Origin of the sequence: Kribbella sp. HUAS MG21, from assembly GCF_040254265.1 — a bacterium.
In the GTDB taxonomy this organism is placed as follows: domain Bacteria; phylum Actinomycetota; class Actinomycetes; order Propionibacteriales; family Kribbellaceae; genus Kribbella.
The window spans coordinates 1,755,899-1,780,200 of sequence record NZ_CP158165.1; the positions used below are offsets into that span (position 1 = coordinate 1,755,899).

Sequence of the window (24,302 nt, forward strand, 5' to 3'; positions counted from 1 at the left end):
GCGATGGGTATCTCACGGGGAGTACGTATCGCTGTAATGGCCGCGCTGCTGCTGGTCGTGACAGCCGGCGCAAAGCCTGTGGTCGTCGGAGGGACGGTGACGAGTGCGGCCGAGGCGCCGTGGGCTGTCGCGTTGAACAACACGCAGTCGGTGTCGTCCAACGGGCGGTACTGCGGAGCGGCGTTGGTGCAGGCGGACAAGATCGTGACCGCCGCGCACTGCATGGACGAGGCGGCCTCGACGTACTACGCCGTGCAGGGGCGCGCCGATCTCGCCGACGAGTCGGTCGGGCGGGTGTCGGCGATCAGCAAGGTCTGGGTGCACCCGGGGTACAACACGAAGGACCATCGGTACGACGTGGCGGTACTGACGCTGGCGGAGCCGTTCACCGGCGTGCCGGTGCTGCCTCTGGAGACGCGGGCCCGGGCGGACCGCGCGGGCGTCGTACCGACTGTCTACGGGTGGGGCGACACGCAGGGCACGGGCCCGGACGAGACGTTGCAGAAGGCCGCCGTACCGGACCTCGGCGACAAGACCTGCCTGGCGAACCAGGGCTACGTGGCGAACGGGTACGCGGCCGCGACCAACATCTGCGCCGGGTACGTCGACGGCGGCATCGACGCGTGCCAGGGCGACTCCGGCGGCCCGCTCGTCCTCAACGGCCGCCTGCTCGGCGTCGTCTCCTGGGGCCAGGGCTGCGCACAGCCCGGAAAACCTGGTGTTTACACGGAAATCGCGGGTGCCGCGAAGGCCATCCTCGAACAGGTTCGTTAACCCGAAACATACCTGTCGGTACGAGCGTCAATACGTCACGGTCCTGACACGGACCTAAAACATCATGTCCTTACCTTTCTGGTCAGCTACCAGTTGCCCAGTGAGGAGAAGGCATGGCGCAGACCAGACGTCAGTTCCTGCAGCAGGTCGGGATCACCGGTGGAGCAGGGGTGCTGTACTCCACCATGTCGGCGCTCGGCCTCACGGGCGTCGCCGAGACCCCGGCGTACGCCGCCCCGTCGCGCGCGGACCTCACCGGTCGCGGCGCCAAGCACGTCGTCATCCTCGGCGCCGGCATCGCCGGACTCACGTCGGCGTACGAACTCCTGAAGGCCGGCTACAAGGTCACGCTGCTCGAGGCCAGGCAGCGTCCGGGCGGCCGGAACTGGACCGTGCGCGGCGGCACCGTCGAGACCGACCTGGCCGGGACCACCCAGCGCGCGACGTTCTCGCCCGGCCAGTACATGAACGCCGGGCCGGCGCGGCTCCCGCAGCATCACGTGACGCTCGACTACTGCCGCGAGCTCGGCGTCGCGATCGAGCCGTTCGTCAACCAGAACGCGGACGCGTACCTGTACCGCGAGGGCACCAGCGCCCTGTCGGGCAAGCCGATCCGGCACCGCACCGCGAAGGCGGACGTCTACGGGTACGTCGCCGAACTGCTCGCGACGGCCGCCGACCAAGGCGCCCTCGACCACAAGCTGACCGCGGCCGACAAGCAGGCGCTGATCTCGTTCCTCAGCAGCTTCGGAGCGATCGGGAACAAGGCGGCCGGGTTCGCCTACACCGGCACCGACGGGCGGCGCGGCTACACGGTGGAGCCGGGCGCCGGGATGGAGGGCGGTACGACGGCGGCGCCGTACGCGCTCAGCGACGTGTTCGCGAGCGGCGTCGGCAACTACTTCCAGTTCGAGTTCGGCTGGGACCAGGCGATGATGATGTTCCAGCCGGTCGGCGGGATGGACCGGATCCCGTACGCGTTCGAGCGGGCGATCGGCAAGGACAAGATCCGGTACGGCGCCGAGGTCACCGGACTGCGGAACACGTCGTCCGGCGTCGAGGTCGTCTACACGAGTGGATCGCGAACCCGGATGCTGACCGCGGACTACGCGATCTGCACGCTGCCGCCGCACCTGGCCGCGAAGGTCCCGTCCAACCTGCCGGCGCCGATCCTCGAGGCGCTCAAGTACGCGCGGCCGACGAACGCGGGCAAGATCGGGATCGAGTACGGCCGCCGCTGGTGGGAGGAGGACCACCGCATCTACGGCGGCATCACCAACAGCAGTCTCGACACCGTCAACACGTGGTACCCGTCGTACGGTTTCCACGGCGAGCGCGGCACGGTGATCGGGTACTACAACACAGGCGCCAACGCGAATCTGTACGGCGCGCTGACACCGGCCGGCCGGTTGGAGCGCGCGTTGGCGCAAGGCGCGAAGGTGCACGGCGACGTCTACACGAAGAACGTGAAGGCAGCGTTCTCCGTGAACTGGATCGGGACGAAGTACTCCGAGGCGGCGTGGGTGAGCTGGCCGTCGCAGACCGACGGGATCTACGGCCGGCTGCTCGATGCCACCGGCAACATCTACTTCGCCGGCGACCACTTGTCCCACGCCATCGCCTGGCAGCACGGCGCGATGGTGTCAGCCCGCGCGGCCGTGACCGCGCTGCACACCCGGGTGGTGAACCGATGAAGCGAAGCTCGTGGATCGCCGGAATCGCTGTTGTCGCACTGTCCTTCGGCGGTGGCGCGACCACCGCGGCGGGCTGGTGGAACAAGCCGAAGCCGCCCGCTCCCGGCACCGTCGTTCCGGCGCTCCCGGCCGGGCAGTCCAACCCGATGATCGCGTCCGGCGTCGGGATCGGCGCGAACACTCCCGTCTACAAGACCAGCGGGATCGGGCCGTCCGCGCTCAACACGGGTGCCCCGGCCGGGTCCGAGGCGTCGTACATCGACACCGCGGTCTTCCCCGGTGGGACGTTGCCGGCGGGTGTCACGATCACCGAGGCGCAGGGCATCAACGTGCCCCGCCGGATCGGCGAGAACCTCGCGGCGGCCGGCCTGTCGTACGCCGACGTCTACACGATGCGGGTCTTCCTGCAGAACCCGTCCGGCGCGGCAACCGCCGACTTCGCCGGCTGGAACCGGGCGTACCGCCAGTACTTCGCCAACACCGACCTGACCACCGGCGCCTACGTCCCCGTCCCGCTCGGCACCGCCCCACCCGCGAAACCCTTCGTGGTCAACAAGTCCCGCCCGTCCCGCTTCGCCCTCGAGATCGAGAACCTCCCGGTCACCGGCTGGCTCGTCGAAGTGGAGGTCGACGCCGCCTACCCCAGACGCTGAACCCAGACGCTGAACCAAACGCTGAACCACTGCCGGATGCCCTGGCCACGGCGGCCAGGGCGTCCGGCCCCTTACAGAACAGCGCCCCGTGGCGCGACCTCCATGGCCGCCACTCCGCGCGCGTACAGCACGACGGCACGCTCGCCGTGCCTGCACCGAAGCAGACCTGCATCGTCCACGAGTGCCGCGACCGCGTGCTCGACGACGTCGGCCGGATCGGCAGCGGTGGGCTCCTCATAGGTGACGTCCAACTGGTCACCACTCACAAGCCGGACCCGCAAGACGATGCTTGGCATCCTCACAGCCTACGCGCCGTCCCGCCCGCGCGCGGACGAGCCGGTTAACCTGGCGGGGTGGCGACGCATGAGCAGGTGACGGTCGGCGTTGTCGGGGCCGAGCAGATCGTGCGTCGGATCATGGACCTGGCGCGGGAACTGGACAACCCCGGGCTGCGGCTGATCACAGCCGTGTACTCCGACGAGCGCGACGCGCAGGAGCAGGCTTCGCGGATCGCCTCGCGGGTCGACTCGTTCCTGTTCGCCGGGCCGCTGCCGTACGACGTCGCGGTCGCCGGCGGGCTGCCGGTGCCGGCGACGTACGTGCCGAGCGGTGGACCGGCGTTGTTCTCGACCCTGCTCCGCGGCGTTCTCGAGAAGGTCTTCGACCCGTCGCGGATCAGCGTCGACACCGTCTCGCGGCGCGACCTCAAGCACGTCTACGAAGAGGTCGGGCTGAGTGTGTCCGGCGTCCGGCTGAAGGAGTACACCGGACCGGAGTCGGCCGAGACGTTCCTCGACTTCCACCGCTCGCTGCACCAGCGCGGCCGGACCACGGGCGCGGTGACGACGGTCCCGACCGTGGACGTCGCGCTCCGCGAGGCCGGCGTACCGACGCTGCGGATGACGCCGTCGTCGATGACGATCCGGCAGGCGCTCACCACCGCGATCCTGATGGGCAGCGGCGCCAAGCTCGAGGAGTCCCGGATCGTCACGATGATCGTCCGGGTGCCCGCGGCCTCGCTGCCCGCACACGCCAGCGCGAGCGCCTACTGGTACCAGGAGCTGCGGCTGTCGCTGCACCGCGAGCTGCTGCGCGACGCCCGGCCGATGGACGCGGCCGTCGTACCGCGTGACGAGCACAGCTTCCTGATCGTCACGACGATGGGTTCGTTGCGGCTGGCCACCGACAACCTGTCGATGGCGCCGTTCCTGGACCGGATCGGCGAGGAGCTCGGGATCCGGCTCGAGGTCGGCATCGGGCTCGGCTCGTCGACCCGCGAGGCGGAGGTGAACGCCCAGTCGGCCGTCGACAAGGCGGCCGGCGGCGGTACGGCGTTCGTGGTCGGACCGCACGGCTTCGTCTTGCAGGTCCCCGGCGAGCGCCACCGCACCGCCGAACGGCCGGTACCGACGGACTCGCGCGCCCTGCAGATCCTGGCCACGCTCGCCGAGCAACTCGAGAACGCGAACGACACCGAACGGATCGTCGACGCCGAGAAGGTCGCCGAACTGCTCGGCGTCACGTTGCGCACCGCACGCCGGACGTTGAGCACCCTGGTCGACGAGGGCCTCGCCTGGCCGATGCCTCCACCCCGCTCGAGCAAACTCGGCCGCCCGCCGCGGCCGTACCAACTTCTTGTGGAGAAGATTCCCCGGTAGTTATTACGGACACCCATAAGAGCTATTCAGGTCTTGCCGAAGCTCTGCGGCTGGGGCAGGGTGGTCGCGTGCCAGAACCCCTTCATGCAGTCGCAGTGGTGGACGACCAGGCCGCGATCGAGCGGGCCCACCGGGCGGGTCAGGACGCCTGGTGGGTCTATCTGGCCGAGGTGCTCGGGCATCTCCGGCTTCCCTACCAGTCGATCTCGCCGGGCGCGCCGCCGGACGGGGTCTCCGTACTGGTCTTCCCGACCACCCCGGACACCGCACCGAGTGCCGAACTCGAGCAGTGGGTGCGCGACGGCGGCGTGCTGCTCGTCGTCGGCGATCCCGGTCCACTGTCCGCGCTCGCGGGGGTCACGGCGAGCGGCTCGGTCCCGGACGCCCACGTCGTTCTTGGAGACACCCCGGTCTGGTCCTCGCGCCCGCCGGTCGCGCTGCACGCCGTCGGCGGGACCCGCCTGACCGGCGAGGCCGAAGTACTCGCCCGCTGGGATGACGACGACACGGCCGCGATCACCCTGCACCGCGTCGACGCGGGTGCGGTGCTGACGTACGGCGTCGACGTCTGGCAGAGCATCGTCCGCATCCAGCAGGGGTACGCCGTCACCGCCGACGGTACGCCGGCCGCCGACGGCACGGCCCCGATCGACGACGACATCCTCAAGTGCGAGGACGGGATGGTGCTCAGCTTCGAGCGGGACCGGGCGATGCCGCCGGGTGAGCCGCCGCTGGACCCGGAGTTCCAGCACGTGTACCCGCCGCCGAGCGCCGTACCGATGTTCGACCAGCCGCAGGCCGACTGGTGGTGCTCGCTGTTCGCGCAGAGCGTGTGGTGGGCGGCCGAGCAGTCCGGCGCCACGGTGCCCTGGCTCTGGTACTGGCCGTCCGGCATCGACGCGGTCGCGCACATGTCGCACGACTCCGACCAGAACGTCGAAGCCGACGGGCGGGCGGCGCTGGACGCGTTCGCCGAGGCAGGCGTCGAGGTCACCTGGTGTCATGTGTTCCCCGGCGGATACTCGCCCGAGCTGTACGCCGAGATCACCGCGGCCGGGCACGAGAATGCCCTGCACTACAACGCGATGGGCGACGCCGACCTGGCGGTGTGGGGCTGGCCGCAGGTGCGGGCGCAGTACGCCTGGGCGCAGGCCGTCACCGGGACCGAGCAGATCGTCTCGAACAAGAACCACTACACGCGGTGGGAAGGCTGGACGGAGTTCTACCGCTGGTGCGAGCGGTTGGGCATCCAGATCGACGAGTCGCGCGGGCCCAGCAAACAGGGCGATGTGGGTTTCACGTTCGGCGCTTCGCACGTGTCCTTCCCACTCGCACCGGTTGCCGAGGGCAATCGGTTGTACGACGTCCTCAACCTGCCGCTACACACGCAGGATCTCGCCTGGGCCGGGCATGCGTCCGTACGGGACGTGATCCTGGACGGTGCGCAGGCGGTGCACGGGGTCGCGCATTTCCTGTTCCACGGACCGCACCTGAACCTGCGGCCGCCGACGCGGGCGGCGTGTCTCGAGGTCGCGGCGGAGGCTCGGCGGCGCGGGATGCCGTGGTGGACCGCCACCCGGATCAACAGCTGGGAGCGCAGCCGGCGCGGAGTCTCGTTGTCGATCGAGCCGCACCCGGACGGTGTCGCGGTGCGAGCTCTCGCGGACGAGGCAGTGCCGGGCGCCGCGGTGCTGCTCGCCGTACCGAACTCTGGGACCGAGCCGGTGGTCAAGGAGGGCTCGGGGTCTGCGCGCACCGTGACGCGGTTCGGACGTTGTTTTGTGGAACTGACCTCGGACATTGTTGCTGGAGACAACAGATGGGTGGTCACGCCATGATGCCGGACTGGCCGGAATACGGCGACGAAGAAGCGAAGGCGCTGCTCGAGGTGCTCAACTCGGGGCACTGGGGCAGCACCAGCGGGGAGGTCGTCGCGACCTTCGAGCGGGAGTTCGCGGAGTACCAGCAGGCCGGGCACGCGGTCTGTCTGGTCAACGGGACGCTGGCGATCGCGATCGCTTTGAGGGCGGCGGGCGTCGGGATCGGCGACGAGGTGATCGTGCCGCCGTACACGTTCATCGCGACCGCGTCGGCGGCGCTGTTCGTCGGTGCGGTGCCGGTGTTCGCGGACATCGACCCGGACACGCACCTGCTCGACCCGGTCGCCGCGGAGGCCGCCGTCACCTCGCGGACCAAGGCGGTCGTGGTCGTCCACCTCGCCGGGCGGCCCGCGGACATGGACGCCTTCAGGGCGCTCGGGGCCCGGCACGGCCTGACCGTGATCGAGGACGCCGCGCAGGCGCACGGAGCGGCGTACAAGGGCCGGCCGGTCGGCGCGATCGGGGACCTCGGGACGTTCAGCTTTCAGAGCAGCAAGAACATCACCGCCGGCGAGGGCGGCGCGGTGCTCACGGACTCCGCGGAGCTGGCCGGTGCGCTGTACTCGCTGGTGAACGTCGGCCGGGTGCCTGGCGGTGGCTGGTACCAGCACGAGACAGTCGGGTACAACTTGCGGCTGACCGAGTTCCAGGCCGCGATCCTGCGCGTACAACTCCGCCGGCACCCGCGCCTCCAGGAACTCCGCGAACGCAACGCCCGGCTCCTCACGGAACTCCTGTCCGACGTGGACGGCATCCAACTGGCACCGGAGGACCCCGCCATCACCGCCCACGGCCGCCACCTGTTCCTCCTCCGCATCCCCGGCCGCGACGCCGTACTGGAGTCCCTGACCGCGGCAGGCATCACCCGAGTCTCACCCGGCTACGTCCCCCTGCACCGCAACGCCGCCGTACTCCGCGACTCGCAGGCAATCACCACCCGCCTGAACCAGCCGTACCCCGAAGCAAACTGCCCGAACGCCGACCAGGTCTCCACAGACACCATCTGGCTCCCCCAGCCCTACCTCCTCGGCACCGAAGACCAAACCCGCTCCATCGCCACGACCATCACCAAGGCGGTCACCGCCTGACGGAACACAAGCAGGGAAGAGTTTTAGAGCAACGCCGGCCAACGCGCCCCGAGCTGAGGTGGGGAGCATCTCTTCCCCCTCCGGGCGGAAAATCCTCCCCGCCCCGGCTCCATCCTTGTAGCGGGGTCGGCGAGTCGTGGACAACGGTTCCGGGCCGGTTCGCCCAGTCGTGGAACGTGGCTGCCCGCGCGCTGCCAGAATCCACGACTCGGCAAACTGGAACCGAAAACTGATTGCCTCGTGCGTGTATCTCACGTTGGCTGGGCGATATGTCCGAACTGCGCACCGATCGCCTGATCCTCCGCCGGTGGCGGGAGTCCGACCTCGAACCGTGGGCCGCGATGAACGCCGACCCGGAGGTCCGGGAGCACCTGGGCGAGGTGCTCACCCGCGAGCAGAGCGACGCTTCCGTTGCTGCTTTTCAGACCGAGTTCGACGAGCGCGGCTACGGCTGGTGGGCGGTCGAGGTGCAGGCGACGGGCGAGTTCATCGGCTTCGCAGGCCTGGACAAGGTGGACGACGGCATGCCGTTCACCGGCGTGGAAATCGGCTGGCGCCTGGCCCGCTCGGCCTGGGGCCACGGCTACGCCACCGAAGCCGCCCGCGCGGTCCTGACGTACGGCTTCGACACCCTCAACCTCCCCGAGATCCTCGCCGTGACCACCGCCACCAACACCCGTTCCCAAGCAGTCATGCGCCGCCTCGGCATGACCCACAACTCCGCCGAAGACTTCGACAACCCCACCGAACCCGAGGGCCCACTGCGCCCCAACGTCCTCTTCCGAATCACCCGCTAGCGAGCTTCTGCGAGCAGGTGAACGACACCGGCCGGGTTCTTGATCCAGTGGGTTCTGGATTCGTCCAGTGGTTCGACTTCGTCACACGGGCGGATGCCGGCAGCCGCCAGCGTGGCAGACGCCGCGTCCAGGTCATCGGTGTGGAGCTGCAACCACAGGTCCGGCTGGCTGTAGTTGTCGACGCAGTCCAGCCACAGCGTGTTAGGACCGAACCGCACCGAATGAGTCCTCGAGACGGTCGGCGCGTAGGAAACGTCCTCCTCTTTCACATCGAACCCCAGGACGTCGCGATAGAAGGCGACAGTGGCCTCGTACTGCGCCTTGGGGATCTTCATGGCGATGTTCAGGCCGGCGGTGAACACGGGCTGGTTCATGGTCAGCTGGCTCCTTGGTCGGAGTTCGGGGTGGCGTCCAGTGCGCGTTCCAGCGCGGTCAGCCGGTCGTCCCAGCGATTGGCGAGCGCGGCCAGCCAGACCTGTGCCGCGCGGATAGGCGCTGGTTCCAACCGGTACGGGTGTCGCCGGCCGACCGGCTCATCGGAACTGATCAGGCCTGCTTCGACGAGCTGCTCAAGGTGCTTGGCCACAGCCTGCCGACTGATCGGCAGCCGCCGGGCCAACTCGGTCACGGTCGCGGGTCCGGCACGCGCGAGCTCGTCCAGCAACGCGCGCCGCGTCGGATCAACAAGCGCCCCGAACACCGCGACGGCCTGCTCCTGTGATTCAGACGACCGCATCGAGATAGTTCTCCAGGTCACCGAGTTCGACGGTCCATCCCTGACTGTTGGCTTCATGCGCTGACCGGGCAACATCATCGGCAGCCTGGGTGAACTCACTCTCCACCAGACGCAGCCGAGTCCCGTCCCCCACAGGCTCCAGCGTGAACGTCACCAGCGTCATGGGCGCGTCATCCCCCACCCACCCCTCGATCGGCCACCGAAACGCAAACCGGTACGGCGGATCCACCACCGCAACCGTGGCGACGGTTTCCTGGTCAAGGTCCTCCCACCGAAAATAGGCCCGCCCACCAGGCCGCAACTCAACCTCAGCCACCGACCCGAACCACTGCGACAACCCTTCGGCAGTAGTCAACGCAGCCCAAACCCGCTCCACGGGATGCCGCAACACGATCTCCCGCTCAATCCTGTCCCCAACCACACCCTCACCCTTTCGCAACCATCCAGTTGCCATCACAATAGCAACCTAACAGTTGCGATGAACACCTACAAGCGTGAGATGCAGACGCCGGCCGAACGTCCGGCGCACCAGCAACTGTTCGGATGCGGAGCCCGGGCGTGGATGGGAGCGCGCGTAGTGTGCACTGAGGAGCGGAGCGCCGACAGCAGCTACCGTGAAGCACGCAGAGCGCTTCCTCCGAGCTGGCGGACCACCGCGATGCTTCAAGCTGTCGGAGTCGACCCCTCGACGTCCCACGATCCCCTCAGCCACCCACAGCCCGCAGTCACCCGCGAGCGCAGCGAGCACCACGTCGGTGGCAGCCGACAACTCCCGGCGCAAGCCGGAACACTTGGCGCGAGCCGAAAACCGGCGTCAGCCGGAACGACCGGCGCGAGCCGGAATGGCCCGGCGTCAGCCGGAACCACCGGCGTCAGCCGGAACCACCGGCGCGAGCCGGAACAACCGGCGTCAGCCGGAACGACCGGCGCGAGCCGGATCCCCCGGCGGTAGCCGGAACACACCGGCGTCAGCCGGATCCCCCGGCGGTAGCCGGAAACAACCGGCGCGAGCCGGAAGCAGATGTCCGGGCGCTAAGCCCGGGGGTGGGTGGGGAGCGCGCGTAGCGGGTGCGTTGAGGAGCGGAGCGACGAAGGAAGCGCCCGCGGAGGCACGCGGGGGCTTCCTCAGGTCTGGCGGATGGGGAGTACGGCGGAGAGGAGTTGGCGGGTGTAGTCGTCCTGCGGTGAATTGAAGAGGGCTTCGGTGGTGTTCTGCTCGACCAGGCGGCCCTTGTTCATAACGGCTACCCGGTCGGCCAGGCGTTCTACGACCGCGAGGTTGTGGGAGATGAACAGGAACGACAGGCCGAGCCGATCCCGGAGATCCGTGAAGAGTTCCAGGATCTGGGCCTGGATCGAGACGTCGAGGGAGGAGGTCGGCTCGTCGCAGACCAGGAGGTCCGGTTCGAGCGCGAGGGCTCGCGCGATCGCGATGCGCTGCTGCTGGCCGCCGGAGAACTGCCGCGGGTACAGCTCCGCGTGCCCGGTGTTGATGCCCACCAGGTCCAACAGCTCGAGAGCTTTCGTACGACGCGACTCCTTGTCGCCGCGCTCATGCAGCCGCAGTGGTTCCATCACGTTGCCGATCGCGCTGAAGTGCGGCAGGAGCGAACCGTAAGGGTTCTGGAAGACCATCTGCATCCGCGGCCGCAGCTCCCGCAGCTCGCGCGCCGGCAGCGTGCTGAGGTCGCGGCCGTCGAACGAGACCCGGCCCGAGGTGGGCTTCTGCAGCCCCATCATCAGCCGCGCCATCGTCGACTTCCCGCTGCCGCTCTCCCCGACCAGACCCAGCGTCTCGCCGCGATGCACGGTCAGCGTCACGTCGTCGACCGCGCGCACCTCGCCGGCCCGGCTCCGGAAGACCTTGGTCACCGACTCGGCACGCACCAGCTCGTCAGACTCGGCACGGACCCGGTCACCGGACTCAGCGCGGACCACATCACCAGACCCAGCGCGCACCACATCACCAGACCCAGCGCCTACCAGTTCGTCAGGCATCTACGGTCACCTTCCAGCAGGCGGCGTCGCGGCCGGGGCCGATGGTCAGGAGCTCCTGGTCGGTCGCACACCTCGGCAGCTCGGCCCGCGCGCACCGCGGATGGAACGGGCAGCCTTCAGGACGATGTGAGAGATCCGGCGGACTGCCGGGGATCGGCCGCAGCGGCAAGTCCCGCCCGCCGACCTCCACCCCCGATCCAAGCAGCCCGACGGTGTACGGATGCCGCGGATCGTCGAGCAGCCGGTCCATCGGCGCCCGCTCGACCACGCGACCGGCGTACATCACGACCGCGTCATCACAGAAGTAGCGGGCGACGCCGAGGTCGTGGGTGATCATGATGACGCCCGTGCCGCGGTTCTTCAGCTCCGCCAACAGATCCAGCAACTGCCGCTGCACCGTGACGTCGACAGCGGTGGTCGGCTCGTCCGCGATCAGCAGCGCGGGCTCCGTCACCATCGCCATCGCGATCATCGCCCGCTGCCGCATCCCGCCGGACAGCTGGAACGGGTACGTCCGGATCCGCTTCTCCGGATCCGGGATCCCCACGTCACCCAGCGCCCGTACGGCGCGCTGCCGAGCCTCGGCCTTCGTACAGATCCCGTGCCACAGCAGGTGTTCGGTGAGCTGCCGCTCCAGCGTCAGCGTCGGGTTCATCGCCTCCATCGCGCTCTGGAAGACCATCCCGATGTCCCGCCCGCGGACCCGCCGCAGCTCCTTGTCGCCGATCGCCAGCAGGTCCCGCCCGCCGAACAGCGCCTGCCCGCCGGTGATCCGCGCGGTCCGCGGCAGGATGCCCATCACGCTGCGCATCGTGACGCTCTTCCCGCTGCCACTCTCGCCGACGATCGCCAGCGCCTGTCCACGCTGTACGTCGAACGACACGCCGTCCACCGCCGTCAACGGCTCCGCGCCGTCGCGCCGGAACGTCGTCCGCAGCTCCCGCACCGACAGCAACGCGTCCTCGGTCATCGCTGCTCCCCACTCGGGTCGAAGGCATCGCGTACGCCGTCACCGATCCAGGTGAAGGCCAGCAGTGTCAGCGCGAACAGCACCGCCGGGGCGACCAGCATGTGCGGCGCCGCGAGCAGGTACCGGCTGCCCTCGCTGATCATCGCGCCCCACGACGGGGTCGGCGGCTGCACGCCCAGGCCGAGCAGCGCCAGGCCGGCCTCGGCGGCGATCGCGGCCGGGATCGCGAAGCTGGTGGTGACCAGGATCGGCCCGATCGCGTTCGGCAGGATGTACCGGATCGCGATCGTGCTGCCCTTGGCGCCCATCGACCGGGCCGCCTCGACGTACTCGCGTTCCTTGATCGTCATCACCTGCGCCCGGACCAGCCGGGCCTGGGTGACCCACGAGGCGATGCCGATCGCGACCACCAGCGCGAAGATGCTCCGACCGAGCACGGTCACCATCACCACCGCGAACAGGTAGCTGGGGAACGCGTACATCACGTCGGTGAACGCCATCAGCACCTGCTCGACCCGCCCGCCGAGGTACCCCGCGAGCAACCCGATCGCCAGCGCGAACGCGAGCGCCGTCAACTCGGCGCCGAAGGCAACGGTCAGCGCCGTCTGCAGGCCGTAGATCAACCGGCTGAGGATGTCCCGCCCGAGCAGGTCGGTGCCGAGCAGATGCCCCTCGGACCCGGGCCCGGCCAGCTTGTGCTGGATGTCGGTCTCCTCATAGCCGTACGGCGCGATCAGCGGTGCCGCGAGCGCCGTGAGGATCAGCAGCGCGCAGAAGATCAGGCTGCCGAACGCTAGCCGGTGCCGGCGGAACCGCGACCACGCGCGCGACCACGGCCCGCGCGCGGTGGTCCCGCGTTCGATCGGCTCCGGTTCGGTCGTACTCCCGAGCGCGGCGGCCTCGCCGGCGGCCTCGACCCCCTCAGTGGCCGTCATGGGATCCACCTCCCACGGTGCGGATACGCGGGTCGAGGAGTCCGTAGATCAGGTCCACGACCAGGTTGGTCAGCATCAGGATCAGCGCGAAGAACAACGCCGTACCCATCAGCAACGGCATGTCCCGGCTGGCGGCAGCGTTGGCGAAGTACAGCCCGAGGCCCGGGATCCGCAGCAGCGCCTCGACGAAAACCGTGCCGGTCATCAGCGCCGCGAGCAGCGGACCGGCCACGGTGACCAGCGGGATCAGCGAGTTGCGCAGCGCGTGCCGGACGATGACGGTCCGCCGCGGACCGCCCTTGGCCAGCGCGGCGGTGACGTACTCCTCGCGAAGCGTCTCCAGCATGCTCGACCGCACGTACCGCGCCAGTACGGCGGCAGGCCCGAGGCTGAGCGCGAGCACCGGCAGGATCAGGTCCTCCGGCCCGTTCCAGCCGCCCGACGGCAGCAACTTCAACGTGGCGGAGAACAACAGGATCATGAACGCCGCCGTCAGGTAGCTCGGCAACGCATGGCCGAGCGTGACGACGAACATCGTCGCGTGGTCGGTCTTCGTGTTCTGCCGCAGCGCCGCGAACACCCCGATCGGTACGGCGATCAGCAAGGCGAGCACCACCGCCAGCACCGCGAGCGTGGCCGACACCGGGAACGCCTCCGCGATGATGTCCTGCACGGTGCGGCTGGCGTACTTGTACGACGGCCCGAAGTCCCAGACCACCGCGCCCTTCATGAAGATCAGGTACTGCTTCCACACCGGTACGTCGGCGCCGTACCGGGACTCGAGCTCGCCGACCATCGACTCCGTGCCGACGCCGCCGAAGTTGGTGGCGCCGCTGTTCACCCGCTGCAGGTCGGCGAAGTTGCCCGGCGCGAGCTGCAGCAGGGTGAACGTCAGGATCGAGACCGCGATCATCGACAGGACCAGCCGCACCGCCCGCTTGCCGATGTAGACCGCGAGCCCCACGTCAGCTCCCTACGCTCAGCGACTTGAGGTAGAAGTAGTCCGGATACGCCCGCAACTGCAGGCCCTGCACCTTCGGTTTGACCGCGTGGAAGAGGCTCAGCCAGAGCACCGGCACGAACAGGTACTGCTCCTCGCGGAGCTTCGCGGCCTGCTTGTACAGGTCCATCCGCTTCGCGTCGTCCGGCTCGGACGCGGCCTGGTCGGCCAGCGCGGCGATGTCCTTCGCCGGTTTCGAGGCGTGCTGGGCGAGGATGGCGTCGAGCTGGGCGGTCTTGTCCGCCGGCTTGAGCTTCTTGTCCTCCTGCACCGCCTGGTACTTCTGCCACTGGTCGCTCGGCAGGCTGATCTCCTGCACGTTCTTCGGCGACCAGAGCGAGCCGACCATCGTCGGCCACGTCGGCAGGCCGGCGAACGTACCGTAGTACCAGCCGATGTAGTCGCCCTTCTGGACCTGCCAGCGCCGCTCGGTGTACACACCGGCCTCGACGTGGTCGACGCTCGCCTTGATGCCGAGCTGCTTGGTCCAGCTGTCCACCATCGCGTCGGCGAGCGTGGTGTCCGGTACGCCGACCAGGATCCGGATCGTCGGCAGGCCCTGCCCGTTCGGGTAGCCGGCCTCGGCGAGCAACCGCTTGGCCTCGGCAACGTCTTCCTTGATCGCGATGCTCTCGTCCCAGCCGCCGGTCCGGCTGGTCACCAGCGAGACGCCCGGCTGCTGACCTGGCTGCACACCGGCCAGCGTCTTGCGGTCGAGCGCGAGCGACAACGCCTTGCGGACGCGGACGTCCTCCATCGCCTTGTGCTGGCTGCGCAGCTTCGCCAGGTAGAGGATGCTGTAGTTCTCGGTCTGCTGGAGCTCCTTCGACAGCGCCGCGTCCTTCTGGAACCGCAGTACGTCGGGACCGCTGAGCTGCACCAGGTCCGTCTCGCCGTTCTCGTACGCCACCGTCGCGGTCGCGGCCGCGCTCGGCTCGACCAGGTTCACCTGGATCCGGCCCAGCTTGACCTTGTCGCGCTCCCAGTAGTTCTCGTTGGGCACCAGGATCAGCCGCGAGTTCGCGACCCACTCGGTCACCGTGTACGGCCCGTTGGACACGTAGTTCGGCGGGTTCTGCCATTCCTTCGGCTTGCTCTCGACCAGGTCCATCGGCAACGGCAGCATCGCCGGGTGGGTGAGGGCCAGCAGGAAGTCCGGATTCGGGTTGGCCAGCGTGAGCACGAGCTCGTGGTCGCCGTTGGCCTTCACACCGACCTGCGACCAGTCGGTCAGCACGCCGGCCAGGAACTCCTTGGCGCCCTTGATCCCGGTGGACGCCTGGTAGCTGTTCGCACCGAGGGTCGTGCCCCCGGCCGAGGTCGCGGCCGGGGTGAACAGCCGCTTGTAGGTGCGCTCGAAGTCCTGGGCCACGACCGGCTTGCCGTCGGACCACTTCGCGTTGTCGCGCAGGGTGAAGGTGTAGGTCAGGCGGTCGTCCGAGACCTTCCACTCGGACGCGACGGCCGGCGTGACCCCGTCGCCCTTCTCGTTCTGGACGACGAGGCCCTCGGAGATCCCTCGGCTGAGGATCCACATGCCGTTGGTGATCACCTGCGGGTCGAGCACCTCGACCGGTACGTAGTCGATCTTCAACGTCGCCTTGCCGTCGCCCGCCTTGCCGCCGTCGTCGCCGAACAGGCCGCAACCGGTCAGCGACCAGCTGCCGCCGAGCGCGGCCAGCGTCAGACCGGACAGTCGCAGGAAGTCACGCCGGGTCTGGCCGACAGGGGGAACCGAGCTCGCGCGGTTGGCCATGGAGTGCCGCCTTTCTGGCGTCCTGAACTCGACTTATGGCGCGACCGTAGGGCCGTCGCAGCGTCGCTGTCAACGCTTTACGGCCATAACCGTAATTCAGTTCGGAATCGCTTGATTCGGCGGCGGAGCCGTGATCAGCTGAACCGTTCGTACGCCGGCAGCGTGAGGAAGTCGACGTACTCGTCGGCCAGCGTGACCTCGAGGAACAGCGCGCGGGCCGCCTCGTAACGCTCCGGAGTACCGAGCTTCGCGATCTCCTCCTCCGCGATCCGTTCGACGAGCTCGGTGGTCACGCGCTCGCCGGTGTCGAGGGTGACCTGGTTCTGCCGCCACTGCCAGATCTGCGAGCGGGAGATCTCGGCGGTCGCGGCGTCCTCCATCAGGTTGAAGATGCCGACCGCGCCGGTGCCCTCGAGCCAGGCGGCCAGGTACTGGACGGCGACGCTGACGTTGTTGCGCAGGCCGGCCTCGGTCACCTCACCGGGCGTGGCCGCGACGTCGAGCAGCTGCTCGGCGGTCACCGCGACGTCCTCGCGGAGCTTGTCGACCTGGTTGGGCCGGTCGCCGAGCACCGAGTCGAAGACCTTGCGGCAGGTCTCGACCATGCCCGGGTGCGCCACCCAGGAGCCGTCGAAGCCGTCGCCGGCCTCGCGGGTCTTGTCGGCCTCGACCTTCGCGAACGCCTGCTCGTTGACCGCCGGGTCCTTGCTCGGGATGAACGCCGCCATGCCGCCGATCGCGTGCGCACCGCGCTTGTGGCAGGTCCGCACCAGCAGTTCGGTGTACGCGCGCATGAACGGCACCGTCATCGTCACGCTGTTCCGGTCGGGCAGCTGGAACGCCGTACCGCGGGTGCGGTGCGTCTTGATCACGCTGAACATGTAGTCCCAGCGGCCCGCGTTCAGCCCGGCCGAGTGCTCGCGGAGCTCGTAGAGGATCTCCTCCATCTCGAACGCCGCGGGGTACGTCTCGATCAGGACCGTGGCGCGGATCGTCCCGCGCGGGATGCCGAGGGCCTCCTGCGCGGTAACGAAGACGTCGTTCCAGAGCCGTGCCTCGAGGTGCGACTCCATCTTCGGCAGGTAGAAGTACGGGCCCTGGCCGCGGTCGAGCTGCAGCTGCCCGCACGCGCTCAGGTAGAGCGCGAAGTCGACCAGCGACCCGGATGTGGGCTCGCCGTCGACAAGGATGTGCTTCTCCGGCAGGTGCCAGCCGCGCGGCCGGACGACGATGGTCGCGAGCTCGTCGTCCGGCTTGAGCGCGTAGCTCTTCGTGTCGGTGCTGAAGTCGATCTTCCGGGTGACCGCGTCGAGCAAGTTGAGCTGGCCGCCGACAACGTTCTCCCAGGTCGGCGTGTTGGCGTCCTCCTGGTCGGCCAGCCAGACCTTGGCGCCGGAGTTCAGCGCGTTGATCGTCATCTTCCGGTCGGTCGGCCCGGTGATCTCCACCCGGCGGTCGACGAGCCCCGGAGCGGCGGGCGCGACCCGCCACTCCGGGTCGTCCCGGACGTCCTTCGTCTCCGGCAGGAACCCCAGCGACGCACCGGCCGCGATCGCCGCGACCCGCTCCGCGCGCCGGGCGAGCAGCTCGCGCCGCCGCCCGTCGTACGCGCGGTGCAGCGTCTCGATGAGACCGAGCGCCTGCTCGGTGAGGATCTCGTCGTACCGCTCGCCCATCGGGCCGGTGACGTCGACTGCCACGTGAGGCTCCTTACTCCAGTACTACGACTTCGTGATCGGTGATCCGGTCTACCTCGACCGTAATCCAGCCGTCCTGCTGCTGCACTTCCGCATCCCTGCCCGACACCAGGAGCCGGGCCCGGTGGCCGCTCGCCCGGACCCGCACGGTGAACGGGCCGGCCGGGGTGAACTCCTCGAGGCGGCCGCGCCAGGCGCCGCCCTGGTCGAGGTTGACCAGATGCAGGACGTGCCGGTCACCCTGGCGGTACAACTGGCAGTCGAGGAGTCCCGCCCCGTCGACGCGCAACGGAATCGTGGCGTGGCGCACCAGGTTGGCGAGGACCTTGCCGTGGTCCGGATGGTGGTACTTCGCGTACAACCGGTCCAGGTCCGCGGCGAGGTACGCCGTCCGCTCGCCGCGCACCAGCGCCGGGGTGTCGGTGCGCGGCTCCTCCATCCACGACTTCTCCGGCGGATAGATCGGGAACGGCGGGATCCAGGTCAGTGCCGGCTTGCCCGCGGCCTCGACCAGCTCCAGTTGGCCGCCGAACGGCAGCACGTCGGTGTCACCGTCGAAAACCGATCGGTCTTCGATCCGGAGGTAGCTGTGGCTGTCGTAGTTCTCCCAGTCGGTGACCGTGCCGTCCCCGAGCCGCTTGCCGGTGTGCCGTACGCCGACCAGCTCGCCGAGCGCCCAGTCGCCGCGCCGGATGCCCCACTCGTCGTACAGCCCCGATTCCCCCGTCACGACCAGCTTCCCACCGGCTTGCACATAGCCGGCCAGTTGAGCGACCTGCTCATCGGTCAGCACCCCCACGTTCGGAACCACCAGGACGTCGAACCGCCTGTCCACCACGTTCGTGGGTAAGTACGGGATCCGGGCTCTGATCAGTGCATCCGTCCACCCCCGGTAGGGCAGTTGGCTGACCGTCTCAGGATGGTTCTTCCCGTGGAAGTCCACACTCCGCTGGCTCCACAGCAGCCCGACCGTCGCGACCGGGTCCCGGTCGACGAGGAACTCCTCGTGCTGCTCGTGCCACTCGAACAGCGGCTGCGCGGTCGCGTACTGCCGGCGGTCGTCGTGCACCGAGCCGATGTGGTGCCACCACGGCTGGATCCCGCCGGCCCAGCCTTCGATCGCCCACATCCTGGCCTCTGGCGCGGGCTTGCTGCCGAGCCGGAACGTCGGTACGCCGGCGTCGTACATCGCCGTGCTTTCCGGAATCAGGGTTTCCGTTCCGAGCATTCCGTGCAGGCGTTTTCCGGAGTCGGCGTTCGCCTGGAAACCGGATTCCTCGTGCCGCCACTGCGAATCCAGCAGGAAGATCCGGGCCCGCTCGCAGATCGCGGCGTCGTCACGCAGGCGCTTGCTCTGCGCAACGACCTCGCCCCCGTTCATCCCGATCCACAGGCAGTCCGCGCCGCCGGCGCGCCGAGTCACCTCGTTGTTCAGGTCCCAGACCGCGAGCCGCTGGTCGTAGCTCCAGCGGATCCACTGCTTGTAGACCGGGTCCTCCCAGTCCACAGCGGCTGGGAGCTCCTGGCCGAAGCTGTCGCGGCAGTTCGGGCAGTAGCAGATCGAGTCCCGGCCGAGGCCGCTCCAGCTGTTGTCCGTGATCCCGTCCGGCGTACTGCGCTCGATGATTTCCTCGAGGATCCCGGTCAGGAAATCCTTGTAGTACGGGCCGCTGACGCACGCGACGTACAACGGGCCGGCTCGATACGGGTTGCCGTCGGCGTCGATCGCGAACCAGTCCGGGTAGGCGTCGTACAGCGGCTGGTGGGCCCGGTTCGAGTCCATCCGGGCCAGGACCGTCAGCCCCTCGGCGCGTGCTGCTTCGACGATCTCGCCGTACAGGTCGCGGTCGCCGAGGTACTCCGCGCGGTGGTGCAGCTCGAACTTGCTCGGGTAGTACGCGACGATCCCGCCGGCGTTGACGATCACGCCCTGGACGCGGGTCCGGCGCCACTGCTCCCGCCACCAGTCGGCGTCGTACCGGGCCGGGTCCTTCTCGGTGAGGTTGGTCTGCGCCCAGCGCAGGGTCCGGCGGTACCAGGGTTTCACGGGAGGCTCCGGACCGCGTCACCGGCGCCGGAAAGGTTCTCCAGCAGCATTTCCGAGTATTTCCGGCTCAGGACAACGCCTTCCGCGCCGCCCTCGAACGCGGCCAGTGTCGCGTCGCGGACCGACTCCCGCGTGCACCGGGTCAGTTCGCCCTCGTTGTCGTCCCAGTTGATCTTGGTGCCGACGTCGCGCGGCGACTCCAGCCCGCGCTGCCGGGCGACCCCGACCGGGATGTCGATGTCGATGCCCGGATAGATCTTGCTCTGTCCCCCGACGCCGGCGACGGCCCGCTCGGTCTCGCGCCGTACGTAGTCCGCGGTGAACCCGGTCTGCGGCAGCTTCTCGTAGTCGCCCTCGTCGAGCTGCAGCAGCTTCATCATCAACGGGTACACGTCCTCCGGCTCGGCGTCGGCGAACAGCGCCCCGCAGATGCTCTTCACCCAGGTGAAGAACCGCGGCCCCGCGCAGTTGTTGTAGATGACCACCTTGATGAAGTCCGAGAACTTCGCCATCTCGGTGTAGTCCTGGTCCGCCCGGTAGAACGGGCTGAACGAGATGTTGTGGTAGACGTGCCAGCCCACCTGCACCTCGGGCGAGATCGCCTTGGTCACCCCGTAGATGTTTCGGTACAGCTGGCGCTGGCTCTCGGTCCACAGCGTCTGCCAGGACAGGACTTCGGGGAAGTTCAGCAGGATCCGCCAGAACGTCACGAAGGCACCGTCGACCGGCCGCTCGCCGGCGCCGACGCGCTGGTTCCACTCGACCAGTTCGCGGTACCCGCGCATCGCCCGGTCGACGTCGATCCCGCGCTCGCGGGCGAACTGCCGGCAGTGCGGGCAGAAGCAGCCGATCTCGGACACGTCGACCGTGCCCTGCATCAGCATGTTCAGCGGACCCGGCCGCTCCGAGCACCAGGCGAGACCGTCGAGCTCGTAACTCTGCACGTAGTCCTCGACGAACCCGAGATGCCAGTTGCGGTAGTCCGGGTTGTTGAAGCACGGCCGCCGCCCGGGGCGTCCCCAGGCGTCCACCTCGAGCACCTTGGCGAAGTTCGGATAGCTGCGGAGCTGCTTCGCGCCACCGCTTTCCTCCATCCAGGCGAACGATTTCATGCCGCGCTCGCGGGCCTTCGGGACGATGTCGCCGAGCAGGTCGAGCTCCGGGTTTTCCGGCGCCTTTCCGACCGCGCCGAGAACCGTGTTCCCGTAGTACTCCGGGTGCGGGGTCGCGTAGTTCCCGCCGACCCAGCCCAGGTCGTACTCCTGGCCGCCGTGGTCCGGGATCGGGTGCCCCGGGATCTGCCGCCCGCCGGTTCCCCGGGTCCAGGTCGGCGTGGCCAGGAACAGCGCGTTCACCGCGCCGCGTTCGGCCAGGATGTCGAGCGTCCGGTCGACGCCTTCGTCGACGAACGAGATGGCTCCGATCTGCATGGCAACGAGCCGCTCCGGCACGGTGCTCACCCCTTCATTCCTGTCATCGTGATGCCTTGGATGAAATAGCGCTGGGCAAAGAGGAAGACAGCGATCACCGGTACGACGGACACCGTCGCACCGCACATCAGCAGACTGATCTGGGTGAAGTACTCGCCCTGGAACTGGGCGAGCGCCACCGGCAGGGTCTGCAGGTTCTCGGACGTGATGTAGATCAGCGGCCCGAACAGGTCGTTCCACGACTCGAGGAACGTGAACACGCCGATCGCGGCCAGGGCCGGCTTGGTCTGCGGCAGCATGATCCGCCAGTAGATGCCGAACGTGGAGGCGCCGTCGATCTTGCCCGCGTCCTCGAGTTCCTGCGGGATCGTCAGGAACGACTGCCGCATCAGGAACGTCGCGAACACCGGCGTCAGCACCTTCGGCACCCACAGCGGGTACTGCGTGTCCACCCAGCCGATGTTCTGGAACACGATGTACTGCGGGATCAGGTACGCGATGCCCGGGATGATCGACGTACCGAGCAGCACCAGGAACGCGATGTCCCGGCCGGCGAACTTCAGCCGCGCGAACGCGTAGCCGGCCATCGACGCGACGATCAGGACCCCGACCACGTTCAGCCCGGCCAGCTTCACGCTGTTCCACAGGAACACCGGGATCAGCTCGAACACCTGCCGGTAGTTGTCCCACTGCCCGTCGGTCGGCAGGAACTTCGGCGGTACCGACAGCACCTTCGCCTCCGGGCGCAGCGACGCGCTGATCATCCACACCAGCGGCGCCAGGAAAACGACGGCGAACAACGACATGACGACGTACTGCGAGGTCTTGGAAACGAGTCTCATGTGTAGAACACCCACCTCTTCTGCAGCTTCCACTGCAGGTAGGTGACGGCCGCGATCACCACGAACAGGACCCACGACATCGCCGAGGCGTAGCCGACCTTCCCGTAGCTGAACGCGTTCTGGTAGATGTTGTAGATGTAGACGCTGGTGGCATGCCCCGGCCCGCCCTTGGTCATCACGTAGATCAGGCCGAAGACCTGGAACGTCGAGATGAACTGGGTGATCAGCAGGAACAGGAAATGCGGGGTCAGCAGCGGCAGCGTGATGAACCGCAGCCGCTGCCAGGCGCCGGCGCCGTCGAGCTTCCCGGACTCGAACAGCTCGTTCGGCAGCCCCTGCAGACCGGCGAGCAGGATGATCATCGGGTAGCCGATGCCCTGCCAGACGCTGACCATGATCACCGCCGGCATCGCCCAGCTCGAGCTCGACACCCATTGCGGGCCGCCGATCCCGACCTGCTGGAGCAGTCCGTTGATCACCCCGTTGTCCGGCTGGAAGAACCAGAACCAGACGAACCCGATCGCCACCACGTTCGTCACGTACGGCGCGAAGTACGCCGTCCGGAAGAACGCGACGCCGCGGATCGGCCGGGCGCACAGCAGCGCCAGCACCAGGCCGATCCCGATCGTCAGCGGAATGCTCGCCAGCGTGAAGTACACCGTGTTCCGGAACGTCTGCAGGAACAGCGGATCGTCGGTGAACATGCTGGTGAAGTTCCGCAGCCCGACGAACTTCGGCGCCGCGATGCCGTTCCAGTCGGTCAGCGACGCGACCATCGAGACCAGGATCGGGAAGAACTGGAACGCCACCACGCCGATCACGATCGGGCTGATGAACAGCCAGCCGGTGAGGTTCTGCCGCCGGCGGGCCCGGCGGACGTCGGCCACCTGGACGGTGCCGCGGTCGCGCGCCATCGTGATGGTTGCCATCGACATCAACCCTTCAAGGCGGTCTCCACCTGCGGCTTGATCTGCTGCAGAACGTCGCCGACCGGCTTCTCGCAGTTGTAGGCCGTGTCCAGCGCGGGCCGGTACAGCTCGCGGGCGCCGATCGTGTTCTTGGTCTGGTTGGTCGCGGTCAGGTGCTTCGCCGCCTCGGCGAACAGTCCGATGTGCTCCGGCGCCTTGCCGTCCGGCGCCAACGCGGCCGCGGCCTTGAGGTTGATCGGCGTGAACGCCCCGCCCTGGAGCAGGATCTTGCCGCCGTCCTCACTCGCCAGGTACTTGAGCAGCGACCAGGCGGCGTCCGGGTTCTTCGCCTTCTTCGGGACGCAGAACACGATCACGCTGGACTCGGTCTTCTGCTCCACGTCACCAGGCGGCGGAGCGACGTCCCAGGTGAAGTCCTTCATCGCCGACCGCAGGTACGGGACCGTGCCGAAGGTCGCGAACATCATCGCGATCTTGCCCTGCGCGAACATCTGGTTCTGCACGTTGTCCTGCTGCAGCACGGACCACGGCGGCTGCACCTTCTCCTTGCAGGTCAGGTCGGTCGCCCACTGCAGCGCCTCGACCTCCTTCGCCCCGGGCAGCGTGAACTGGGTGCCGTCCGGCGAGAAGATGCCCGTCTGGCTGCCGTGGTTCACCGTGAACGTCTGCTCGTAGCCGGTGTCCAGGTAGACCAGAGCGCCGTACTGCTTCTTCGCCGGGTCGGTGAGCTTCTTCGCGGCGGCCTGGAAGTCGGCCCAGGTCCAGCCGTCCGACGACCAGGTGGTCGGCGGCAGCGGTACGCCGGCCTGCTTGAACAGGTCGACGTTGTAGAAGATCAGCCGCGGCTGGTACCCGAGCACCCAGGCGGTGTGCGAACCGTCCGGCTGCTTCGGGAACTCGAACGTCTCCTTGGCGAACTGCGACGTGTCGAGCTTGTCCTTGTCGAGGTACGGGCGGAGGTCCAGCAGCGCTCCCTGCTCGGAGAAGCCGCGGACGAAGTCGTCGTTGATCCGCATCACGTCCGGCGGGCTGCCGCCCGCGATCAGCGTGCGCATCTTGGTGTCGTACTCCTGGGTGACGGCGGGCTGCACCGTGACCTGTGACCCGGACTCCTTCTCGAAGGCCTGGATCGCCTGCTCGAGCGGGTTGCCCTTGACCTGCTCCCAGTTCAGGAACGTCAGGCCGTTCTTGCCTCCACCACCACTGGCACTCCCGTTGCCACCGCAGCCGGCCAGCAGACCGGCGGCCGTCATTCCCGTCAGTCCGGCGAGGAACCTGCGGCGGCTCAGGTCGGAGAGTTGTGTCACCGGAATCTCCCATCCGCGAGGGATGAATACGTATACAATGAATACGTATACACAGCTCATTGGGCGCGGTCAACGGGCTGCGGCGACACTCTTCAGTAGGGTTCGTAGCTC

At 68.4% G+C, this 24,302-nt stretch carries 22 protein-coding genes; 7 read left to right on the forward strand and 15 right to left on the reverse strand.

The features are described from left to right. The first annotated feature begins 3 nt into the window (after positions 1-3). The 3 genes from ABN611_RS08365 (at position 4) to ABN611_RS08375 (ending at position 3,121) form a co-directional block, all read left to right on the forward strand. On the forward strand, positions 4-774 hold the full coding sequence (locus ABN611_RS08365; protein ID WP_350279228.1) for a serine protease: 771 nt from the start codon (positions 4-6) through the stop codon (positions 772-774). A 113-nt stretch (positions 775-887) separates the two neighbouring features. Next, positions 888-2,468 (forward strand): FAD-dependent oxidoreductase, encoded by a 1,581-nt coding sequence (locus ABN611_RS08370; RefSeq protein ID WP_350279229.1) that lies wholly within the window; start codon positions 888-890, stop codon positions 2,466-2,468. Continuing rightward, on the forward strand, positions 2,465-3,121 hold the full coding sequence (locus tag ABN611_RS08375; protein ID WP_350279230.1) for a Rid family hydrolase: 657 nt from the start codon (positions 2,465-2,467) through the stop codon (positions 3,119-3,121). The genes ABN611_RS08370 and ABN611_RS08375 overlap by 4 nt, the downstream gene beginning before the upstream one ends. A 71-nt stretch (positions 3,122-3,192) precedes the next feature. Here the strand turns inward: ABN611_RS08375 and ABN611_RS08380 are convergent, their stop codons facing one another. Next, positions 3,193-3,417, reverse strand: a complete 225-nt coding sequence (locus tag ABN611_RS08380; protein WP_350279231.1) for a hypothetical protein — start codon at positions 3,415-3,417, stop codon at positions 3,193-3,195. Positions 3,418-3,474: 57 nt separating this feature from the next. Between ABN611_RS08380 and ABN611_RS08385 the strand changes: the two genes are divergently transcribed. The 4 genes from ABN611_RS08385 (at position 3,475) to ABN611_RS08400 (ending at position 8,544) form a co-directional block, all read left to right on the forward strand. Next, entirely contained in the window at positions 3,475-4,779 is a 1,305-nt protein-coding gene (locus tag ABN611_RS08385; RefSeq protein ID WP_350279232.1) for a hypothetical protein, read from the forward strand. A 68-nt stretch (positions 4,780-4,847) separates the two neighbouring features. Continuing rightward, positions 4,848-6,617 carry a hypothetical protein gene (locus tag ABN611_RS08390; protein WP_350279233.1) on the forward strand — a complete coding sequence of 590 codons (1,770 nt, stop codon included), beginning with the start codon at positions 4,848-4,850 and terminating at the stop codon, positions 6,615-6,617. Further along, positions 6,599-7,747 carry a DegT/DnrJ/EryC1/StrS family aminotransferase gene (locus tag ABN611_RS08395; RefSeq protein ID WP_350279234.1) on the forward strand — a complete coding sequence of 383 codons (1,149 nt, stop codon included), beginning with the start codon at positions 6,599-6,601 and terminating at the stop codon, positions 7,745-7,747. The genes ABN611_RS08390 and ABN611_RS08395 overlap by 19 nt, the downstream gene beginning before the upstream one ends. Positions 7,748-8,016: 269 nt before the next feature. Then, a complete protein-coding gene (locus tag ABN611_RS08400) occupies positions 8,017-8,544 on the forward strand; it encodes a GNAT family N-acetyltransferase (RefSeq protein ID WP_350279235.1) in 528 nt (175 codons plus the stop codon). Here ABN611_RS08400 and ABN611_RS08405 read toward each other — a convergent pair. The 14 genes from ABN611_RS08405 to ABN611_RS08470 all read right to left on the reverse strand — a co-directional run bounded on the left by ABN611_RS08405 (position 8,541) and on the right by ABN611_RS08470 (position 24,191). Continuing rightward, on the reverse strand, positions 8,541-8,918 hold the full coding sequence (locus ABN611_RS08405; protein WP_350279236.1) for a VOC family protein: 378 nt from the start codon (positions 8,916-8,918) through the stop codon (positions 8,541-8,543). The genes ABN611_RS08400 and ABN611_RS08405 overlap by 4 nt on opposite strands. Before the next feature lie 2 nt (positions 8,919-8,920). Then, complete coding sequence (locus tag ABN611_RS08410) at positions 8,921-9,280, reverse strand: metalloregulator ArsR/SmtB family transcription factor (RefSeq protein ID WP_350279237.1); 360 nt, start codon at positions 9,278-9,280, stop codon at positions 8,921-8,923. Beyond that, positions 9,267-9,701 carry an SRPBCC domain-containing protein gene (locus tag ABN611_RS08415; protein ID WP_350279238.1) on the reverse strand — a complete coding sequence of 145 codons (435 nt, stop codon included), beginning with the start codon at positions 9,699-9,701 and terminating at the stop codon, positions 9,267-9,269. Before ABN611_RS08415 ends, ABN611_RS08410 begins: the two co-directional genes overlap by 14 nt. A gap of 704 nt (positions 9,702-10,405) precedes the next feature. Continuing rightward, positions 10,406-11,278 carry a dipeptide/oligopeptide/nickel ABC transporter ATP-binding protein gene (locus tag ABN611_RS08420; RefSeq protein WP_350279239.1) on the reverse strand — a complete coding sequence of 291 codons (873 nt, stop codon included), beginning with the start codon at positions 11,276-11,278 and terminating at the stop codon, positions 10,406-10,408. After that, complete coding sequence (locus ABN611_RS08425) at positions 11,271-12,248, reverse strand: ABC transporter ATP-binding protein (RefSeq protein WP_350279240.1); 978 nt, start codon at positions 12,246-12,248, stop codon at positions 11,271-11,273. Before ABN611_RS08425 ends, ABN611_RS08420 begins: the two co-directional genes overlap by 8 nt. After that, a complete protein-coding gene (locus tag ABN611_RS08430) occupies positions 12,245-13,183 on the reverse strand; it encodes an ABC transporter permease (RefSeq protein WP_350279241.1) in 939 nt (312 codons plus the stop codon). Before ABN611_RS08430 ends, ABN611_RS08425 begins: the two co-directional genes overlap by 4 nt. Continuing rightward, positions 13,170-14,147, reverse strand: a complete 978-nt coding sequence (locus ABN611_RS08435; RefSeq protein ID WP_350279242.1) for an ABC transporter permease — start codon at positions 14,145-14,147, stop codon at positions 13,170-13,172. The genes ABN611_RS08430 and ABN611_RS08435 overlap by 14 nt, the downstream gene beginning before the upstream one ends. Before the next feature lies 1 nt (position 14,148). Then, positions 14,149-15,939, reverse strand: coding sequence for a peptide ABC transporter substrate-binding protein (locus ABN611_RS08440; RefSeq protein ID WP_350279243.1), 1,791 nt, complete (start codon positions 15,937-15,939; stop codon positions 14,149-14,151). Between the two features lie 134 nt (positions 15,940-16,073). Continuing rightward, a complete protein-coding gene (gene aceB / locus ABN611_RS08445; protein ID WP_350279244.1) occupies positions 16,074-17,639 on the reverse strand; it encodes a malate synthase A in 1,566 nt (521 codons plus the stop codon). 10 nt (positions 17,640-17,649) lie between these two features. Beyond that, positions 17,650-19,683 carry an alpha-amylase family protein gene (locus tag ABN611_RS08450; RefSeq protein ID WP_350279245.1) on the reverse strand — a complete coding sequence of 678 codons (2,034 nt, stop codon included), beginning with the start codon at positions 19,681-19,683 and terminating at the stop codon, positions 17,650-17,652. Next, positions 19,680-21,143 (reverse strand): hypothetical protein, encoded by a 1,464-nt coding sequence (locus ABN611_RS08455; protein ID WP_350279246.1) that lies wholly within the window; start codon positions 21,141-21,143, stop codon positions 19,680-19,682. The genes ABN611_RS08450 and ABN611_RS08455 overlap by 4 nt, the downstream gene beginning before the upstream one ends. Further along, a complete protein-coding gene (locus tag ABN611_RS08460) occupies positions 21,140-21,955 on the reverse strand; it encodes a carbohydrate ABC transporter permease (protein ID WP_350279247.1) in 816 nt (271 codons plus the stop codon). The genes ABN611_RS08455 and ABN611_RS08460 overlap by 4 nt, the downstream gene beginning before the upstream one ends. After that, entirely contained in the window at positions 21,952-22,884 is a 933-nt protein-coding gene (locus ABN611_RS08465) for a sugar ABC transporter permease (protein ID WP_350279248.1), read from the reverse strand. The genes ABN611_RS08460 and ABN611_RS08465 overlap by 4 nt, the downstream gene beginning before the upstream one ends. 5 nt (positions 22,885-22,889) lie before the next feature. Continuing rightward, positions 22,890-24,191, reverse strand: a complete 1,302-nt coding sequence (locus tag ABN611_RS08470; RefSeq protein ID WP_350279249.1) for a sugar ABC transporter substrate-binding protein — start codon at positions 24,189-24,191, stop codon at positions 22,890-22,892. Positions 24,192-24,302 lie beyond the last annotated feature (111 nt).